At 63.2% G+C, this 17814-nt stretch carries 17 protein-coding genes and 1 riboswitch; of the genes, 13 read left to right on the forward strand and 4 right to left on the reverse strand.

Translation table 11 applies throughout. From position 1 onward, the window contains the following. The first annotated feature begins 83 nt into the window (after positions 1-83). Together EP165_RS05615 and phoU are read left to right on the forward strand one after the other, a co-directional pair. Positions 84-1358, forward strand: coding sequence for an ATP-binding protein (locus EP165_RS05615; RefSeq protein ID WP_127520498.1), 1275 nt, complete (start codon positions 84-86; stop codon positions 1356-1358). 130 nt (positions 1359-1488) lie between these two features. Further along, complete coding sequence (gene phoU / locus EP165_RS05620; protein WP_127520499.1) at positions 1489-2196, forward strand: phosphate signaling complex protein PhoU; 708 nt, start codon at positions 1489-1491, stop codon at positions 2194-2196. 23 nt (positions 2197-2219) lie between these two features. Here the strand turns inward: phoU and EP165_RS05625 are convergent, their stop codons facing one another. Next, entirely contained in the window at positions 2220-2720 is a 501-nt protein-coding gene (locus EP165_RS05625) for a GcrA family cell cycle regulator (protein WP_127520500.1), read from the reverse strand. 402 nt (positions 2721-3122) lie between these two features. On the opposite strand from EP165_RS05625, the gene EP165_RS05630 reads away from it, so the two are divergent. The 3 genes from EP165_RS05630 to EP165_RS05640 all read left to right on the forward strand — a co-directional run bounded on the left by EP165_RS05630 (position 3123) and on the right by EP165_RS05640 (position 6359). Next, a complete protein-coding gene (locus EP165_RS05630; RefSeq protein WP_127520501.1) occupies positions 3123-4316 on the forward strand; it encodes an aspartate aminotransferase family protein in 1194 nt (397 codons plus the stop codon). 9 nt (positions 4317-4325) lie between these two features. Continuing rightward, positions 4326-5237 carry an ornithine carbamoyltransferase gene (argF, locus tag EP165_RS05635; protein ID WP_127520502.1) on the forward strand — a complete coding sequence of 304 codons (912 nt, stop codon included), beginning with the start codon at positions 4326-4328 and terminating at the stop codon, positions 5235-5237. Between the two features lie 114 nt (positions 5238-5351). Further along, a complete protein-coding gene (locus EP165_RS05640) occupies positions 5352-6359 on the forward strand; it encodes an Hsp33 family molecular chaperone (protein WP_127520503.1) in 1008 nt (335 codons plus the stop codon). On the opposite strand, the gene apaG is transcribed toward EP165_RS05640, so the two are convergent. Next, positions 6352-6744 (reverse strand): Co2+/Mg2+ efflux facilitator ApaG/CorD, encoded by a 393-nt coding sequence (apaG, locus tag EP165_RS05645; RefSeq protein ID WP_127520504.1) that lies wholly within the window; start codon positions 6742-6744, stop codon positions 6352-6354. The two genes, EP165_RS05640 and apaG, sit on opposite strands and share 8 nt — an antisense overlap. Positions 6745-6857: 113 nt before the next feature. Between apaG and EP165_RS05650 the strand changes: the two genes are divergently transcribed. Further along, a complete protein-coding gene (locus EP165_RS05650; RefSeq protein WP_127520505.1) occupies positions 6858-7472 on the forward strand; it encodes a CDP-alcohol phosphatidyltransferase family protein in 615 nt (204 codons plus the stop codon). Here the strand turns inward: EP165_RS05650 and EP165_RS05655 are convergent. Next, positions 7469-8662: an O-succinylhomoserine sulfhydrylase gene (locus EP165_RS05655; protein WP_127520506.1), complete on the reverse strand. Its 1194-nt coding sequence runs from the start codon at positions 8660-8662 to the stop codon at positions 7469-7471. The genes EP165_RS05650 and EP165_RS05655 overlap by 4 nt on opposite strands. 39 nt (positions 8663-8701) lie before the next feature. After that, positions 8702-8779, reverse strand: a riboswitch (SAM riboswitch). A gap of 127 nt (positions 8780-8906) precedes the next feature. On the opposite strand from EP165_RS05655, the gene EP165_RS05660 reads away from it, so the two are divergent. Further along, complete coding sequence (locus tag EP165_RS05660; protein WP_127520507.1) at positions 8907-10013, forward strand: 2'-deoxycytidine 5'-triphosphate deaminase; 1107 nt, start codon at positions 8907-8909, stop codon at positions 10011-10013. Positions 10014-10023: 10 nt separating this feature from the next. On the opposite strand, the gene EP165_RS05665 is transcribed toward EP165_RS05660, so the two are convergent. Beyond that, entirely contained in the window at positions 10024-10347 is a 324-nt protein-coding gene (locus EP165_RS05665) for a c-type cytochrome (protein WP_127520508.1), read from the reverse strand. 150 nt (positions 10348-10497) lie between these two features. Here EP165_RS05665 and EP165_RS05670 point away from each other — a divergent pair, with 150 nt between their 5' ends. The 6 genes from EP165_RS05670 to EP165_RS05695 all read left to right on the forward strand — a co-directional run bounded on the left by EP165_RS05670 (position 10498) and on the right by EP165_RS05695 (position 17807). Next, a complete protein-coding gene (locus EP165_RS05670; protein ID WP_127520509.1) occupies positions 10498-12273 on the forward strand; it encodes a sensor histidine kinase in 1776 nt (591 codons plus the stop codon). Then, the gene (locus EP165_RS05675) at positions 12273-13601 is read left to right on the forward strand and encodes a sigma-54-dependent transcriptional regulator (RefSeq protein ID WP_127520510.1); all 1329 of its coding nucleotides are present in this window, start codon (positions 12273-12275) and stop codon (positions 13599-13601) included. The genes EP165_RS05670 and EP165_RS05675 overlap by 1 nt, the downstream gene beginning before the upstream one ends. 217 nt (positions 13602-13818) lie before the next feature. Continuing rightward, complete coding sequence (locus EP165_RS05680) at positions 13819-14820, forward strand: DctP family TRAP transporter solute-binding subunit (RefSeq protein ID WP_127520511.1); 1002 nt, start codon at positions 13819-13821, stop codon at positions 14818-14820. Between the two features lie 111 nt (positions 14821-14931). Continuing rightward, a complete protein-coding gene (locus tag EP165_RS05685) occupies positions 14932-15633 on the forward strand; it encodes a TRAP transporter small permease (protein ID WP_206075865.1) in 702 nt (233 codons plus the stop codon). 4 nt (positions 15634-15637) lie between these two features. Next, on the forward strand, positions 15638-17257 hold the full coding sequence (locus EP165_RS05690; RefSeq protein ID WP_127520512.1) for a TRAP transporter large permease: 1620 nt from the start codon (positions 15638-15640) through the stop codon (positions 17255-17257). A 94-nt stretch (positions 17258-17351) separates the two neighbouring features. Beyond that, positions 17352-17807, forward strand: a complete 456-nt coding sequence (locus EP165_RS05695; RefSeq protein ID WP_127520513.1) for a hypothetical protein — start codon at positions 17352-17354, stop codon at positions 17805-17807. Positions 17808-17814 lie beyond the last annotated feature (7 nt).

The following is a 17814-nucleotide window of genomic DNA, read 5'->3' on the forward strand; positions in this document are numbered from 1 at the left end:
TTCACGCCGTCATGCTATTGGGAGCGTTCTTCGGCCTCAAGCTGCCAGTTGCAGAATGTGCGCCACCCGCGCGGGACCATACCATGAGCGAAACCGACACCACCGAGAGGACGCGTAGCGCATTGGCGCTCTACGCAACGCGCCTTTCGGAGGCGCGCTGGGTTGTTGCCGTGGCGGTTGCGGCGATCCTGTTCGTCGCCGCGTTCTCCGACGTGTCCTGGGCCCATATCGTCATTCCGGTTCTCGGCGTTGTCGGTGCGGCCGCGCTTGTGCCGCGCACAAGCCGAATGCGCCGCCGGCGCGAAGCCAAGGCACAGGCGCTGCTCGGTCCGCTGGAGCGCCTTTCAGCGATGCGTCTGGCCGCCGCCGTACCCGATCCGCTAATCCTGTTCGACCAGACCGGGCGCATCGCGCATGCCAACCAGCCGGCGCAAACAGCTTTCGGATCGGTTGCGCCGGGGGTTGATGTGCAGCTGCGCTTTCGATCTCCCGAAATGCAGGAGCTTGTGCGCGCATTGCTTTCGGGTAACGACCGGCCTGCGGGTGTCGACTATGCCGAGCGCGTGCCGGTCGAGCGGCATTATCGCGTCAGCGCATCCTCGGTGGGCGCCGGCTCGGGGCTCTATGTTCTCGTGTTCAAGGACCAGAGCGAATTGCGGCGGGTCGACCGCATGCGGGCCGATTTCATCGCCAATGCCAGCCATGAGCTGCGCACGCCGCTGGCTTCCATCTCGGGTTTCATCGAAACCCTGCGCGGCCCGGCCCGCGACGATCCCAAGGCCCGCGACCGTTTTCTCGAGATCATGAACAACCAGACCGGGCGTATGGCGCGGCTGATCGACGATCTGCTTTCGCTGTCGCGGCTGGAGATGAAGTCCTTCGTCAATCCCGACGAGAGGGTGGACATCTGTCTGCTGGTCGGCGGTGTGATCGATTCTCTCAACCAGCTTGCGAGGGATGCCGGGGTCGAGATCGTGCGTGACATCCCGGCTGAACCGATCGAGGTGCCGGGCAGCCGCGACGAACTCATTCAGGTGTTCGAAAACCTGCTTGAGAACGCATGCAAATACGGTGCGTCGGGAGGCAAGGTCGAGATATCGGTCGAACGCTCGGGCCCTGGCCCGGAAGCCGGTGTCGATGTCACGGTCCGCGATTTCGGGCCCGGCATTCCCGACGAGCACATACCGCGCATCACGGAGCGCTTCTATCGCGTCGATGTCGAGGAAAGCCGCACCCAGAAGGGTACCGGGCTCGGCCTTGCCATCGTCAAACACATTCTGAGCCGGCACAATGCGCGGCTCACCATACGATCCAGGATCGGCGAGGGTGCGGCGTTTACCGTTCACCTTCCCGGATAATGATGCACTCTCCGGCGGCAGGCACACAGTCGCGATGACGTTATCGTGTCTGAAGTCCGCTCCGGTTCTTTTTTCCGTTACCTGCCTGTCCTAGGTTCCGGATTCGAGATGCCAAGGAAACGAGCCGCACATGCATATTGTCAGCGCCTATGATGAAGACCTGAAATTTCTCGCCGGCCGGGTCGCCGCGATGGGCGGCATGGCCGAGCGCATGATCGAGAATTCCATATCCGCCCTGGTGCACAACGACGCGCCGATGGCGCAGAAGGTGATTGCCGCCGACGAGCAACTCGATGCAGCGCAGCGCGAAATCGACGAGCGGGCGCTGGCGGTCATCGCGCGCCGCCAGCCGCTGGCGGACGATCTGCGCGAGATCATCGGCTCAATTCGGATCTCCACCGATCTGGAACGCGTCGGAGATCTCGGCAAGAACATCGCCAAGCGCGCAATTTCGGTCGCCATGTCGCGGCAGCCGGTCAAGCTGTTCCGCGGTCTGCAATCGCTGTCGGAGCTCGCCTCGGCGCAGTTGAAGGACGTGCTCGACGTCTACGCATCACGCGAAGTCGGCCGCCTGGGCTCGGTGCGCGACCGCGATTACGAAATCGATGCCGTCTACACCTCGCTGTTCCGCGAGCTCCTGACCTATATGATGGAAGACCCGCGCAACATCACCTCATGTACGCATCTTCTGTTCTGCGCCAAGAACATTGAGCGCATGGGCGATCACGCCACCAATATCGCCGAGACGATCTATTACGTTGTCACTGCCGAGCAGCTCCCGGCCGAACGCCCCAAGCAGGACCGCAGCCACGATGTGACGGTCGAGGTCGACGACTAGAAGGCGGCGCTGCCTGCTGCGCTCTAGCGGACCCTGCGCCTCTCCGAGGCCGGCTGGTACGCCAGCCGCGAGTGATAGGTGCAATAGGGGCCTGAATCGCCGGACTCATTGCCGCAAAAGCTGAATTCGTCACTCATCGGGTCGCCGTTCGGCCATTTGCAGGTGTGCTCGGTCAGCTCCACCAGCGCCAGGTTGCGCGATATCGGAATCACGACGTTCTCGATGGGCCGCAGGTCCTGCCGCGCGATGGCCTCAACGTCGAACTGCGCCTTGAGCGCCGTGGCGCCGATCGTCTGGGTCACGGTGCGCCCGGTGCGCGGCGTGCGCCCGCCTGCCGGAGCGGCCTTTTTTGGCCGCGGCGACGACGACCCCGTCCTTCCGCGGCCGGAAAGCTTCAGCCGATGAACCTTGCCGATCACCGCGTTACGGCTGACGCCGCCAAGCTGCGCCGCGATCTGGCTTGCACTCAGCCCGTCCGCCCATAGCTTTTTCAGCTGTTCAACGCGTTCGTCTGTCCAGTTCATCGTATGCCGCTCCTTGGCGAAGCGTGCGGAATCGGAATCCTTTCCCGACCGGCCGAAGGGCCAGCGTGACGCTACATTTACGCAGAGATTAGAGTCCGCCGCACGAAATCTAGTTCGTTAGGGGCAAACTATCGCATCGCTTGACTCCGTGACAAGAGTCCCGACCGCAGGCAGAATCGCTTTTCCCGGTTTTCCCCAGCTTGGCCGGAATATCCCAGGCGCGGCGGCGGCGCCAAAGCGTTGGACCAATTGCCCAAACCCCGTCATTCATTGACTTTCCGGGGAAAAACCGGGATAGACGCACAAATTGGACAGCCGCCCGCTGCTGGGCGGCTTTTTTGATTTTGCCGGTTGGTATTGGCGGTTGCCGGAACGAACCGGAGCATTGCCGGAGGATACGGAATGAGTGGCTCGGCGCTGTACAATACTTTTGCACGCGCACCCCTGTCGTTTGAACACGGCGAGGGTTCCTGGCTTGTAACGCCGGGCGGCCAGCGATTTCTCGACTTCGCCGGCGGCATCGCGGTCAATTCGCTGGGCCATGGACACCCGCATCTGGTCGCCGCCCTGACCGAGCAGGCGGCAAAGCTGTGGCATGTATCGAACCTTTACGAGATTCCGGACCAGTCGCGGCTGGCGGACCGGCTTGCCGAAGCCACGTTCGCCGACAAGGTGTTCTTCACCAATTCCGGCGCCGAGGCGATAGAGTGCGCCATCAAGACGGCCCGCCGCTATCAGTATGCCGGCGGTCACCCTGAGCGTTACCGCATCATCACCGTGGAGGGGGCCTTCCACGGCCGCACGCTGGCGACGATCGCTGCCGGCGGACAGCCGAAATATCTCGAGGGCTTCGGCCCCAAGGTCGAAGGCTTCGATCAGATCGCCTATGCCGATCTGGACAAGATCGAAGACCTCGTCTCGGGTGAGACCGCCGCCATCCTCATAGAGCCCGTTCAGGGCGAGGGCGGTATTCGTCCGGTGCCGTCATCGACGATGCGCAAGCTGCGCGAGATATGCGACCGGCATGGACTGTTGCTCATTTTGGACGAAATCCAGTGCGGTATCGGCCGCACCGGCAAGTTTTTTGCGCATGAATGGTCCGGCATCGAGCCGGACATCATGGCGATCGCCAAAGGTATTGGCGGCGGTTTTCCGATGGGCGCCTGTCTGGCCACCGAGGAAGCGGCCAGCGGCATGGTACCGGGCATCCACGGCACCACCTTCGGCGGCAACCCGCTTGCCATGGCGGTTGGCAATGCTGTGCTGGATGTGGTGCTGGAAGATGGGTTTCTGGACGACGTGCAGCGCAAAGCGCTGCTGTTCAAGCAGGGACTTGCCTCGGTTATCGACGAGTTTCCTTCCGTTTTCGAAGAGGTGCGCGGCGAGGGCCTGATGCTGGGCCTCAAATGCCGGCTGCAGAATACGGCGGTGAACGCCGCATTGCGCGATCATAACCTGCTGACTGCGCCGGCCGGAGACAATGTGGTCCGGCTTCTGCCGCCGCTCAATGTCGGCGACGACGAAATCCGCATCGCGCTGGACGCCATTCGCGCCGCAGCCGCCGGCCTGGCCGAAAAAGCCGCCGGCGCGGCCTGAGCGTTCGTCATGTCAGCAAAACACTTCACCGACCTGTCCGACATGTCCGCGGCGGAATTGCGCGGTATCCTGGATGACGCGCGCCGCCGCAAGGAACGGCTGAAAGCGGGTGAGGCCGACAAGCCGCTTGCCGGCAAGGCGCTGGCGATGATCTTCGAAAAGCCGTCCACGCGCACACGCGTTTCGTTCGATGTCGGCATGCGCCAGCTTGGCGGCGAAACGATCATGCTGACCGGCACCGAAATGCAGCTCGGCCGTTCCGAGACGATCGCGGATACCGCACGTGTCCTTTCACGTTACGTGGATGCGATCCTGATCCGCACCACTTCGCATGACCGGCTTCGCGAACTGGCCGAATATGCAACCGTTCCGGTGATCAACGGCCTGACCGACGATACGCACCCGTGCCAGGCAATGGCCGACGTGATGACGTTCGAGGAGCACGCCGGTCCGGTAGGCGATCGGCTGGTCTCGTGGGTCGGCGACGGCAACAACGTGCTTCATTCGTTGCTGGAGGCTTCGGCCAGGTTCGGCTTCCGCATGAATGTTGCGGTGCCGGAGGGCAGCGAGCCGGCGGCACAATATGTCGACTGGGCGCGTGCCAACGGCGGACGGGTTACAATCACCGCGTCGCCGGAAGAAGCGGTTGAGGGTGCCGATTGCGTGGTCACCGACACCTGGGTTTCGATGGGGCAGGAACATCGCGCCCGCGGCCACAACGTCTTCCGCCCCTACCAGGTGAACGCCGAGTTGATGAAGAAGGCGAACCCGGAGGCGCTGTTCATGCATTGCCTGCCGGCGCACCGCGGCGAGGAAGTGACCGACGAAGTTATCGACGGACCGAACTCGGTGGTTTTCGACGAGGCGGAAAACCGTCTCCATGCGCAAAAGGCCGTGCTGGCATGGTGCCTCGGCGCTTGAAGCGCGGCAGGCGCGACCTTATCTGCAGGCAGCTAACCCCATTTTGAACGCATTGTGCCTTTCGCCGATACCGCGTGGCCGGTAGCTTGGCAGGGTAGATCGGGATTTGTGATTTTGAGCGAACAACTACCGGCGCTGGGCGACTTCGGGTTCGCCGGTGACGACAACGTCGTTCCTTTCGACGTCCAGTCTCTGGACGTTCGAGGGCGCGCGGTGCAGCTCGGCCCGCTTCTGGACAAGGTGTTGAGCCGCCACGACTATCCCGAGCCGGTGGCGAACCTGCTGGCGCAGGCGATCGTGCTCACCGTGCTTCTCGGCACGTCGCTCAAATTCGACGGCAAGTTCATTCTCCAGACCCGCTCCGACGGACCCGTCGATATGCTGGTCGCCGACATCCGCACCCCCGGTTCTGTGCGCGCTTACGCTCGTTTCGACGCCGAACAAGTGGCAGCGGCGGTTGCGGATGGCCGCGACGCGCCCGAGCAGCTTCTCGGCGACGGCGTGCTCGCGCTCACCGTCGACCAGGGGGCATACATGCAGCGTTATCAGGGCGTGGTGCAACTCGACGGGACCTCGCTGGAAGACATTGCCCGCGTCTATTTCCGTCAGTCCGAACAGATTCCGACCGAGGTACGCCTCGGCGTCGCACGGCAGCTACTGCCTGGCGGCAACGGCGCGGCGCCCAACTGGCGGGCCGGCGGGGCGATCATGCAGTTTCTGCCCGAATCGCTCGACCGCATGCGTGTGCCCGATCTGCACGGCGGAGACGGCGACGATTCCGACCCGGACCAGAGCGGCCCGACCGACGATGCCTGGCAAACCGCGCGTGCGTTGTTTCTCACGCTCGACCCGTCCGAGCTCGCGGACCCCACAGTTGGTACGGAGCGGCTGCTCTACCGGGTTTTTCACGAACAGGGAGTGCGGGTTTACGACGGAACACCGGTCGTGGACGATTGTTCCTGCTCGCGGGACAAGATCCGGCAGATCCTCGAAGGTTTCACGGCCGAGGAGATCGCGGAGAGCACCGAGGACGGAGGAATCCGCGTTAATTGCGAGTTCTGCTCGACGGAGTATGTATTCGACCCGGATGAGTTTTCGGGGTCCGGTTCGTCGCTCAATTGACCGAATGCGCCTGGCCGGGAACGTCCAGTGAAAATGCGGGAATGTCGATCTCGAAGGTTTCGCCGTCGGCGCCGCTCATCGTGTAGCTGCCGACCATGAAACCCGACTCCGTCGTCAGCGGGCATCCGGACGTATATTGATAACTGTCGCCGGGTTTCAGTTCCGGCTGGTCGCCGACCACGCCTTCGCCGCGTACCTCGCGCACCCGCCCGAGCCCGTCGGTGATGCGCCAGTACCGCGACAGCAGCTTCACCCACATTTGCGAGTTGTTGGCGATCGTGATGCGGTATGCCCAGAAATACTCGCCATCTTCGGGATTGGAGCGGTCTTCCAGAAAAATCGGCTCCGCCATCACCTCGATGTTCCGGGTGATCGCTTTGTACATGTCAGTCTCACCTCGCCTGCGGCATCATCCTGATGTGCCAGATAAATCACGCGTTGTAACCGTCAAAGACATGAGTATGGTCCTGATCATGGCCAAACACCGGCACGAACAGAATGCTTGACGGCTGGGCGCGGCGGCGGATCGACCCGGCACTGAACCTAACTGCCCGGCAACTGGTGCGCCTCGGCGCAACCCCGAACGCGATTACGGTCGCCTCCTGCCTGATAGGTCTCGCCGCTGCGGCCGCCATCGCGGCAGGCAATCTCTATTTCGGCCTGTTCCTGCTGCTCGTCAGCCGCATCGGCGACGGCCTCGACGGCGCGGTTGCCAAGATCACCGGCAGCAGCGATTTCGGCGGCTTCCTCGATATCGTGCTCGACTTCGTCTTTTACGGCGCGATCCCGCTCGGTTTTGTACTGCTCGATCCGGCAGCCAACGCGGTGGCCGGCGCGGTGCTGATCTTCTCGTTCTACGTCAACGGCGCGAGTTTCCTCGCCTACGCCGTGATGGCCGAGAAGCGCGGCGCGACAACCGACGCGCGGGGCTCGAAATCGCTTTTCTTCACCACGGGGCTGGCCGAGGCGACTGAGACGATACTGTTCTTCGCCGCCTTTTGCCTGTTTCCGGGCTGGTTCCCGGTTCTGGCCTATGCCTTTGCAGCAATCACCTTCTACACAGCGCTGTCACGCATCGTGCTGGCCGCGTCGGCTTTTCGCGGCAAAACCTAACCCGCCCGATCCAGCGCCTGGTCGAGATCGGCGATCAGGTCGTCGGCATCTTCCAGCCCCACCGACAGCCGCACCGTGCCTGGATTGATACCGAGTTCGGCCCGTGCCTCGTCGGTCAGGTTCTTGTGGGTCGTGGTCGCAGGATGCGTGATCAGGCTCTTTGCGTCGCCCAGATTGTTGGAGATGCGGATAACTTCCAGCGCGTTCTGGGTGCCGAAGGCCGCCTTCTTGCCGCCCTTCAGTTCGAAGCAGACCAGCGTCGAGCCACCCTTCATCTGCCGCGCGATGATGTCGGCCTGAGGATGATCGTTGCGGCCGGGATAGATGACCCGCTCGACCTTGGGATGGCACGCAAGGTGCCCGGCCACGCGCCCGGCGCTTTCGGTCTGCTGTTTCACCCTGAGCGGCAGCGTCTCCAGCCCCTTCAGCATGGTCCAGGCGTTGAACGGCGAAAGGCTGGGCCCCGTATGGCGAAAATAGTCGTGCAGGTGCTTGTCGATCCATTCCTTGTCGGAAAGCACGACACCGCCGAGGCAGCGCCCCTGCCCGTCAATGTGCTTGGTCGCGGAATAAACGACGATATGCGCGCCGAGCTCCAGCGGCTTCTGCTGCAGCGGCGTCGCGAACACATTGTCGACGACAACGCGCGCACCGGCCGCATTGGCGATCCCGGCCACCGCAGCGATGTCTATCACTTCAAGCGTCGGGTTGGTGGGGCTCTCCAGAAAGAATAGCTTCGTATTGGGCCGCACCGCAGCCTGCCATGCGTCAAGGCTGGTGCCATCGACCAAGGTGGTTTCGATGCCGTATCTCGGCATCAGCGTCTCGATCACCCAGCGGCACGAACCGAACAGCGCCCGCGCGGCAACCACGTGATCGCCCGCTTTCACGCTGCACAGAAGTGCCGCGCTGACAGCCGCCATGCCCGAGGCCATGGCCCGCGCGTCTTCCGCACCTTCCAGCTGGCACATGCGCTTTTCGAACATGTCGACGGTGGGGTTGGCGTAACGCGAATATATGAAACCCGGTTCGTCGCCCTTGAAGCGCGCCTCCGCGGCTTCCGAGCTGTCGTAGACAAAACCCTGGGTCAGGTAGAGCGCCTCCGACGTTTCCCCGAACGATGATCGCATCGTGCCGCCATGAACCAGTTCGGTTGCCGGTTTCAGTGCGCGCTTCGTCTCCAGGGTCATGACAGTGCCTCAAAAACAAAAAAACCGGCCGCAAATCGCTGGCCGGTCCTCTCGGTCCTTTAGCGACTTGTTTAACGTGGCTGCAAGCCGACCGGCCAAATCACCACGGGATAATTGTCGTTTAGACGGCGCCGGTGCTTGCGTCAATCGCAAGGNATAATTGTCGTTTAGACGGCGCCGGTGCTTGCGTCAATCGCAAGGGCGCTTAAACCTCCGGCCAGGAAGAGCAGGTGGTGAGGCTCCGTTGGCCAAGGCAGGTATTCTCCCCGACACCGAAATCGCAGCGCTGTTCGAGGGCGGTGCGCTGGCATCCGATGCCGCGCTCGACCCGGACCAGATCCAGCCGGCAAGCCTCGACCTGCGGCTTGGCACGACGGCCTATCGCGTGCGGGCAAGCTTCCTGCCCGGTGCGCGTCCCGTTGCGGACAAACTCTCCGCGCTCAAACTGCACGAGATCGACCTGTCGGGCGGCGCCGTGCTGGAAACCGGCTGTGTGTACATCGTTCCGCTGATGGAGCGGCTGGCGCTGCCGGATGACATCTCCGCCTCCGCCAATCCCAAGAGCTCGACCGGGCGGCTCGACATCTTCACCCGCGTGATGACCGATCATGGCCGCGAGTTCGACAAGATCGGCGCGGGCTATTCCGGCCCTCTCTACCTGGAAGTCAGTCCGCGCACTTTCCCGATCGTCGTTCGCGCCGGCTCCCGCCTGTCGCAGGTGCGTTTCCGCCGCGGCACGCCGCTACTCGACGCCGAAGACCTCGCCGGCCTTCACGCGCGACAGACGCTTGTCGCATCGGACGAACCCAACATCTCGGGCGGCGGTATTGCTCTGTCGATCGATTTGCGCGGCGACCCCAACGGCCTCGTCGGCTACCGCGCCAAGCATCACACCGCCGTGGTCGATGTCGACGTAAAAGCCGCCCACGATGTGCTTGATTTCTGGGATCCGCTTTATGTGCGCGGCACCGGTGAACTGGTGCTCGATCCCGACGAGTTCTACATTCTCGCCTCGCGCGAGGCTGTGCATGTGCCGCCCGACTATGCCGCGGAGATGACGCCGTTCGACCCGCTGGTCGGCGAGTTCAGGGTCCACTATGCCGGTTTCTTCGATCCCGGTTTCGGCCATTCGGCGGCCGGCGGCACCGGCAGCCGCGCCGTGCTCGAAGTACGCAGCCACGAGGTGCCGTTCATCCTCGAACATGGCCAGACGGTCGGCCGGCTGGTCTACGAGCACATGCTCTCGCGACCGAAGAAACTCTACGGCTCGGCTCTGTCGTCGAACTATCAGGCACAGGGCCTGAAACTTTCGAAGCATTTTCGCGCGGGCGACGAGATCATCGCCCACTAAAAATTCGGCACTACTCTCCGATGCTTGCGATGTAGGCCAGAATGCCAGCGATCTGCGGCGGCGTTGCAACAAATTCCGGCATATCGGGATGGCCGGTGACAATGCCTTCCGCCAGCGCCTCCTCCAGATTTTCGAGCGGATAGCGCTGCGGCAGAAGCCTGAAAGGCGGCGCGTCGGGATGCGTGCTCTCGTCAGCCTTGCCCGTTGCGTGGCAGGTGGAACAGTTCTCCAAAACCAGCAGGCGTCCGAATTCGATATCAGATGCCTCGTCGGCATGAGCGGCTGCCACGCCCAGGATCAACACCGAAACCGCCGCAATCGTCAAAGTCCGCATCAGGTCCTCCTACTTGTCATACGGCTCTTATGGGGGAGCGCAGCCGCGGTTGCCTTGATCCCGGTCAAGCAGCGACGAAAGCGCTTGTTGCACAGCAAACTGGACGCCTAGAATGGCGGCGAGGCTCCGGATAGATAGCTCGCGTGTAGGATGTCCAGAAACGCCACCCTCCAGAAACCGCTCCTGCAGGTCGCCGCTTTTCTCGGGTTGGCGGTTGTGCTCGGCGCGGTGACGATCCTGGTTGCCATGCGGCTGGCCGAGCGCAGTGCCGAGGCGGAGCTGCGCCGCAATGCCGAGTTCACGCTGGGCCTGCAGGTCGAGACGATCCTCAGCCATCTCGACAAGTACCGCCATGTGCCGGCACTCACTGCGCGCCGGCAGGACGTGCTTGCGATGCTCGCCGACGGGTTGTCTGCAGCCGATGCCGACGAGCTTCGCGTCATAGCCTCCAATGTGCGGACCCTGTCCGGCGCCACGGACAGCGCCTTCGCCGCGCCGGACGGCATGAGCATGACAAGTGCTACCGGCTATCTCACCCCCGACCTGATCGCCGACACAGAGCTGGTGCGCGCAGCATTGCAGGGCCGGCTCGGCAGGGCCTCGCTTTCGGCCGCGGATACCCAGCACACCTATGCGTTTTCGACGGGCGTCAGGCTCGGCCGCGATGTCCGCGCCATCATCATTGTCGCAGCGCCGCTGGACTCCATCGAGCAGACCTGGGCGCTGTCGCCGAATCCGATCGTTGCTTTCGACAGCCGGGGCCAGCTCGTCGCCGGCAATCGCATGGCGCGCGGCAGGGCATCCGCTATTCGCGAAGCTGTTTTCACCGGAGCGGGCGCAAGCGCCGGCACGATCACGCTTCCCGACACCGGCTCCTCGCGCTTCATTCCCTTCCGCCGCTACATTCCGCACATGGACTGGACGCTATTTGTGCTGGTACCCGACCGCGCGATCGTGGATGCGGGCCGCTATGCCGCCACGGTTGCCGGGCTCGGCGCAGCGCTGGCCACGCTGATCGGCGTCATCATCGTCCTGAGCCTGCAGGAATCGCGCCGCCGGCACCGCCTCGAGCGCCTGACTGCTCTGCGCCTCGAACGCCAGGTACGCCAGCGCACCGGCGAGCTGAGCAGGTCCAATGCCCGGCTGGCAGTTGAAGTGGAAGAGCGCAAGCTTACCGAAACGGCGCTCCGCAAGGCGCAGACGGAGCTGGTGCAGTCGACCAAACTGGCCGCGATCGGCCAGATGTCGGCGGCGCTGGCGCATGAATACAACCAGCCGCTCGCAGCCATACGATCTTACGCCGACAATGCGCAGCTGTTTCTGGCGCGAAAAAAGACCGCACAGGTCTCCGACAATCTGAGCCGCATCGGGGCGATGGTCGACCGCATGGCCACCTTGTCGAAGACGCTGAAATCCTTTGCCCGCAAACCGCGCATCGACCTTGCCGACGTTCAGCTTGAACAGGTCCTGCAGGACAGCCTGCTTCTGATCCAGCCCAAGGCCAAGGCCGCCGGCATGAAAATCGTCTGCCGGCCGGACCGCCCCGGCCGCCTGGTTCGCGCAGGCCCGGTGCGTCTGGCGCAGGTCTTTGTCAACCTGATCTCGAACGCCATCGATTCCAACACGCTGTCGGGGGCCGACGAAATCACCATCGACTGGCAGGCAGACGACACCACGACGACGATCCGCGTCTGCGATCGCGGCCCCGGCATCAGCGCCGACGACGTCCATTCGATATTCGACCCTTTCTTCACCACCAAGGAAGTGGGCGAAGGTCTCGGGCTCGGGCTCTCCATCGCCTACAACATCGTGCAGGATTTCGGCGGTAAACTCAGCGCCGGCGGCCGCGAGGGAGGTGGCGCTACCTTTACCGTGGTGCTCAGGACGGCTGCCCCGGCCAAAAACCGGCAAATGGAGCCGGCCTGATGGGCGCCTATGCCGATATCGTGCTGATCGACGACGACAGCGATCTGCGGCACGCTCTCGTGCAAGGGCTGGAGCTGGACGGCTATGCCGTGGCCGATTTCCCGCGCGCGGACGGCGCCTTGAGCATGATCACCCGCGCCTTTTCGGGCATCGCCGTATGCGATATCCGCCTGCCCGACATCGACGGCATGACCTTCCTGGCCAAGGCGCTTGAAATCGACCCCGCGCTGCCCGTCATTCTGATCACGGGTCATGGCGACGTGCCGCTTGCGGTGCAGGCCATGCGCAACGGTGCATATGATTTTCTGGAAAAGCCCTTCACTCCGGGCAAGCTGGCCGAGGTTTCCGCGCGGGCGCTGGAGAAGCGCCGGCTGGTGCTCGAAAACCGGGCGCTGCGCGAAAACCTCACCGGCGGCGACGGTGTCGATGAAGTCCTGATCGGAAACTCGCCGGCGATGGTTCGGCTGCGAGCCGAGGTCCGGGCGATTGCGGAGACCGACGCCGATGTGCTCGTCGTCGGCGAAACCGGTTCCGGCAAGGAGGTCGTGTCGCGCGCCATTCACCGCCTTGGCGCTCGCGCTGGCCAGCCTTTTGTCGCCATCAATTGCGGCGCGCTGCCGGCGGAGATAGTGGAATCGGAGCTGTTCGGACACGAAAAAGGTGCCTTCACCGGTGCAAGCAGCCAGCGCATCGGCAAACTGGAACATGCCGATGGCGGTACGATCCTGCTCGACGAGATCGAATCCATGCCGCTCGATCTTCAGGTGAAGCTGCTGCGCGCGCTTGAAACCAAGCAGATCGAGCGACTGGGGTCCAACCGGGTCATCAAGACCGATGTCAGGTTCATCGCCGCGTCGAAGGCGGACCTGAAGGCCGAAAGCGAAGCCGGGCGCTTTCGCGCCGATCTCTTCTACCGCCTCAACGTGGTGAGCATTTCGATACCGCCGCTGCGCAACCATGCCGAAGACATACCCGACCTGTTTTTCCAGCTGGCGCGTGAGGCACGGGCCCGCTACCGGCGCGAGATCCCGGAAATTACCGTCGATCTTCTGGAACGCCTGAAGGCACATGACTGGCCCGGCAATGTGCGCGAGTTGCGCAATGTCGCCGACCGGTTTGTCATTGGCCTCGGCACCGATTTCGGGCAGCAGCGGCAGGCGGCGGTCAATGGCGGCGGCCCGCCGCTGCGCGAGCGCATGGAGAGCTTCGAAAAAGCCGTGATCGAAACGGCGCTCGACCGGCATGACGGCAGGCTGAAACCGGTCTACGAGGAGCTCGGCATCTCCCGCAAATCGCTGTACGAAAAGATGCGCCGCCACGGGCTTTGAGGGTGAGAAACCACCCATTGCCCGCCGAAGATGTTACCGAATCTACCCATCCAGGTTTGCATCGGTGTTGCGCTGCGCAATGACTGCGCCCGGTAACGCCCTGTAAACTATCGATATACGCGGACATGCGCAGGCCAGCGGGAAGTTGGCACGACGCTTGCGAACACATTTGTGAGCCGGCGGCACAGCCGGTGTCCGGAGAATAGGGAGAGACTCCATGAAATATGTTTTGGGCGCGGCTGTTGCCGCATCGGTAGCGATCGGCGCGGCACCCGCGCTGGCAAGCTGCGACGACGGCGAAATGGTCATCAAGTTCAGCCATGTGGTTGCCGCGACGGGCCACCCGAAAGGCGACGCCGCAACGCTGCTCGCAGACCGTGTCAATGAGGAGATGAACGGCAAGGCCTGCATGGAGGTGTTCGCCAACTCGACCCTCTATGACGACGACAAGGTTCTGGAAGCGCTGCTTCTGGGCGACGTTCAGCTCGCTGCTCCGTCGCTTTCGAAATTCGAAGCCTACACGCTGAAGTACCGGCTGTTCGACCTGCCGTTCCTGTTTGCCAGCCTCGACGCCGTCGACAGCTTCAACAACAGCGATGCGGGCCGCGGTCTGCTCAAGGTTATGGAGCCCGACGGCTACACCGGTCTCGGCTACTGGCTGTCCGGCCTGAAGCAGTTCTCGGCCAAGAAGCCGCTTGTCGAGCCCACCGACGCGTCGGGCCTCAGCTTCCGCGTGCAGACGTCCGACGTCGCCGTGGCGATGATCGAGGCGCTTGGCGCTTCGGCCCAGAAGCTCGCCTTCAAGGAAGTCTACGGCGCGCTTCAGACCGGCGTTGTCGACGGTCAGGAAAACACCTGGTCGAACATCTACACCCAGAAGTTCTTTGAGGTGCAGGACGGCATCACCGAGACCAACCATCAGGTTCTGGCCTATCTGCTGGTGACCTCGACGGAATGGCTGGAAGGCCTCGACGCCGACATTCGCGATCAGTTCGTCTCCATCGTTGACGACGTGACCGCATCGGCAAACGCTTCGGTCGCAGCGACCGAAGCCGCCAACCGCCAGAACATTCTCGATGCCGGCGGCATGATCCGCGAGCTGGCGCCCGAACAGCGTGCCAACTGGGTCGCCACCATGAAGCCGGTCTGGGATCAGTTCGAAGGCGATATCGGCAAGGACCTGATTGACGCCGCTGTCGGCGCCAACGCCACCAACTAGAAACAACAAGCCGACACATTGGCCGGGCGGGCGAAAAGCCCGCCCGGTGCTGCATCGGGTGATCGTCACCGCTGTTGCAGCCAATAATGACTTCGGGGGGAGGTCAGGATAATGAACTGGAGCGTGTTGTGGCCCTATCTGGCGCTGCTGCTCATGATAGGCGCGTTCTGGCAATGGGAGCGCAGGCGGCCCGAGGCAGTCGCCCGGCTTGAGGAAAACCTCATCGCCGCGCTGCTTGCCATCATCACCATCGTCGCATTCGCGCAGGTTGTCGCGCGCTACGGCTTCAACACCGGCTGGGGCGGCGCGCTCGAACTTCAGCGCATTCTTTTCGCCTGGCTCATCCTGTTCGGCATGAGTTACGGCATCAAGATCGGCTCGCATCTCGGCGTCGATGCGCTCATCCGGCTTTTCCCGCCCCGGGCATTCCGCGCCCTGGCGATCTTCGGCGCCGCCTGCGTTCTGCTGTACGCGATCATTCTCATCAACGCGGCATGGCTCACGCTGCTCGGCGTCGACACCAGCACCAACTGGCGCCAGACGGGTGCGGTCGGCTACTGGACCTTCATGTTCCAGCGCGGCACCGGGCTCGACGACCTGCGCTGGCCCGAGCTGCTCCAATCCACCTTCGGCCTTCAGGACCGCGTTCAGCGCTGGATCGCATATCTGATGCTGCCGATCGGCCTGTCGCTGCTTGCTTTCCGCAGCCTGCAGGCCATCGGCCAGATATGGACGGGGGAGCGCGAACTGGTGATTGCCGGCCACGAAGCCGAAGAGCTCGTTGCCGAGCACAAGGACGAGCTGAAGGGCTGAGACAATGGAAACCATAATCCTTTTCGCCCTTGTCATCGGTCTGCTGTTTCTGGGCGTCCCCGTCGCGGTTTCGCTCGGCCTGTCGTCGGTACTGGTGATCGCGCTGTTTTCGTCCGACTCCATGTCGTCGGTTGCGCTGCAGCTCTTCACCGCATCGCAGAACTACACGCTGCTGGCCATTCCGTTCTTCATCCTGGCATCGGCATTCATGTCCACCGGCGGCGTGGCAAAGCGCATCATCCGCTTTGCCATCGCGGCGGTCGGCCATTTCCGCGGCGGCCTCGCCATGGCCTCGGTTCTGGCCTGTATGCTGTTCGCCGCGCTGTCGGGCTCCTCGCCGGCCACGGTAGTTGCCATCGGCACCATCGCGATCGCCGGCATGCGCCAGGTCGGCTATTCCAAACCCTTCGCGGCAGGCATCATCGCCAATGCCGGCACACTCGGCATTCTGATCCCGCCATCGATCGTGATGGTGGTCTATTCGGCCGCAACCGATGTTTCGGTCGGCCGCATGTTCCTCGCCGGCGTTATCCCGGGCCTTGTCGCGGGCCTGATGCTGATGGTCGCCATCTACATCGCCGCCCGTTGGCGCAATCTGCCCGCTGAACCGTGGCGCGGTTTTCACGAACTTCTGAATGGCGGCAAGGAGGCGGGCTGGGGCCTGTTCCTCATCGTCATCATCATCGGCGGCATCTATGGCGGCGTATTCACGCCGACGGAGGCCGCCGCGGTGGCCGCCGTCTATGCCTTCTTCGTCGCGCTTTTCATCTATCGCGACATGGGTCCGATGAAGGACACGCCCTGGGTCGCCGAAAGCGATTCCAGAAGCGCGCGGGTGGGTTTTTCGGCCAGCGTCTATTTCCTGGCGTTCTTCTTTGTGTGGATGATCCTGTCGTTCTTCGCGACGGCGGAATCGGAGACCGTCACATTTGCCGGGCGCACAACGCTCGGGCTCATATTGTCGCTCGCAATCCTGATCGCCTATGCGGTCTGGCGCGACCCCGAACACAGCCCGCTCGCCGTGCCGCGTCATCTCGCGGCCGGGCTTCCGATCTGGGGCCGCAACCTTTCGCTCATGCTGCGCAAGATGCCCGCAGCAGCCTTTCACGACGAAACACGCAAGGTCATGGTCGACGCCAGCAAAACCACACTGATGCTGATGTTCATCATCGTCAATGCGCTGCTCTTCGCGCATGTGCTGACTTCCGAGCGCATCCCCGACGCCATCACCGACGTGATGCTCGATTACGGCTTCAACTGGTTCACCTTCCTGATCGCGGTCAATCTGCTGCTGCTTCTGGGCGGCCAGTTCATGGAACCTTCCGGACTGCTGCTCATCGTGGCGCCGGTCGTTTTCCCGATCGCAATGGAGCTCGGCGTCGATCCCGTCCATCTCGGCATCATCATGGTGGTGAACATGGAGATCGGCATGATCACGCCGCCGATCGGCCTTAACCTGTTCGTCACGTCGGGCATAACCGGCATGAGCCTGATCCAGGTCGTAAGGGCGGCGATGCCTTTCGTTGCCGTGCTCTTCCTGTTCCTGATTCTCGTCACCTATGTGCCGGTGCTGTCGACATGGCTGCCCTATTCGCTGATGGGGCCGGAACTCGTGACCCGCTGACCCGGCGGGCTTGCCCCGCACCGCTACTTCTTTCTAGGTTCGGGGCATGGGGGCGGAAACCGAAACAAGGCGATGCCGGCGCTGCGGCGCCGACATGGCGCTGTCCGAGCGCCGCTGGACCGGCACGGGCACGGAGCTCCGCTACGACTGCGCCAGCTGCGGCTATGAGGTGAAATTGCTGCCGCCGGGCGCGGTCGGCAGCGGCATTCTGATGTGGGTGGCAGCCTCGACGCTCGTCACCGCTCTCTTCATGTACGACAAATGGTTCGGCCCCGGCGTTTTCGGCTGGATTGTCATCGCGCTGTTCTGGTTGGGCGGCGCCTGGGTCTACCTGCCCGCGCTTTGGAAGCTGCGCGCCCACCCCGTTACCGGCGCGGCGCCGTCAAAGCTGCCGGATGAGCAGGCGGATCCCGACCCGCTGCGCGCCGGCATCAAGGCGATTGAGCGCAAGTCCCTTTTCGGCGCGCCGCTGCTGCTGATCGCAGCGGCAGCCGCAATCCTTCTGGCGGCCGCGGCAATCGGCTACGTGAACGACGTGATGCTGAACTGAGCAGGCT

Origin of the sequence: Mesorhizobium sp. Z1-4 (assembly GCF_004000235.1) — a bacterium.
GTDB lineage: Bacteria > Pseudomonadota > Alphaproteobacteria > Rhizobiales > Rhizobiaceae > RCIO01.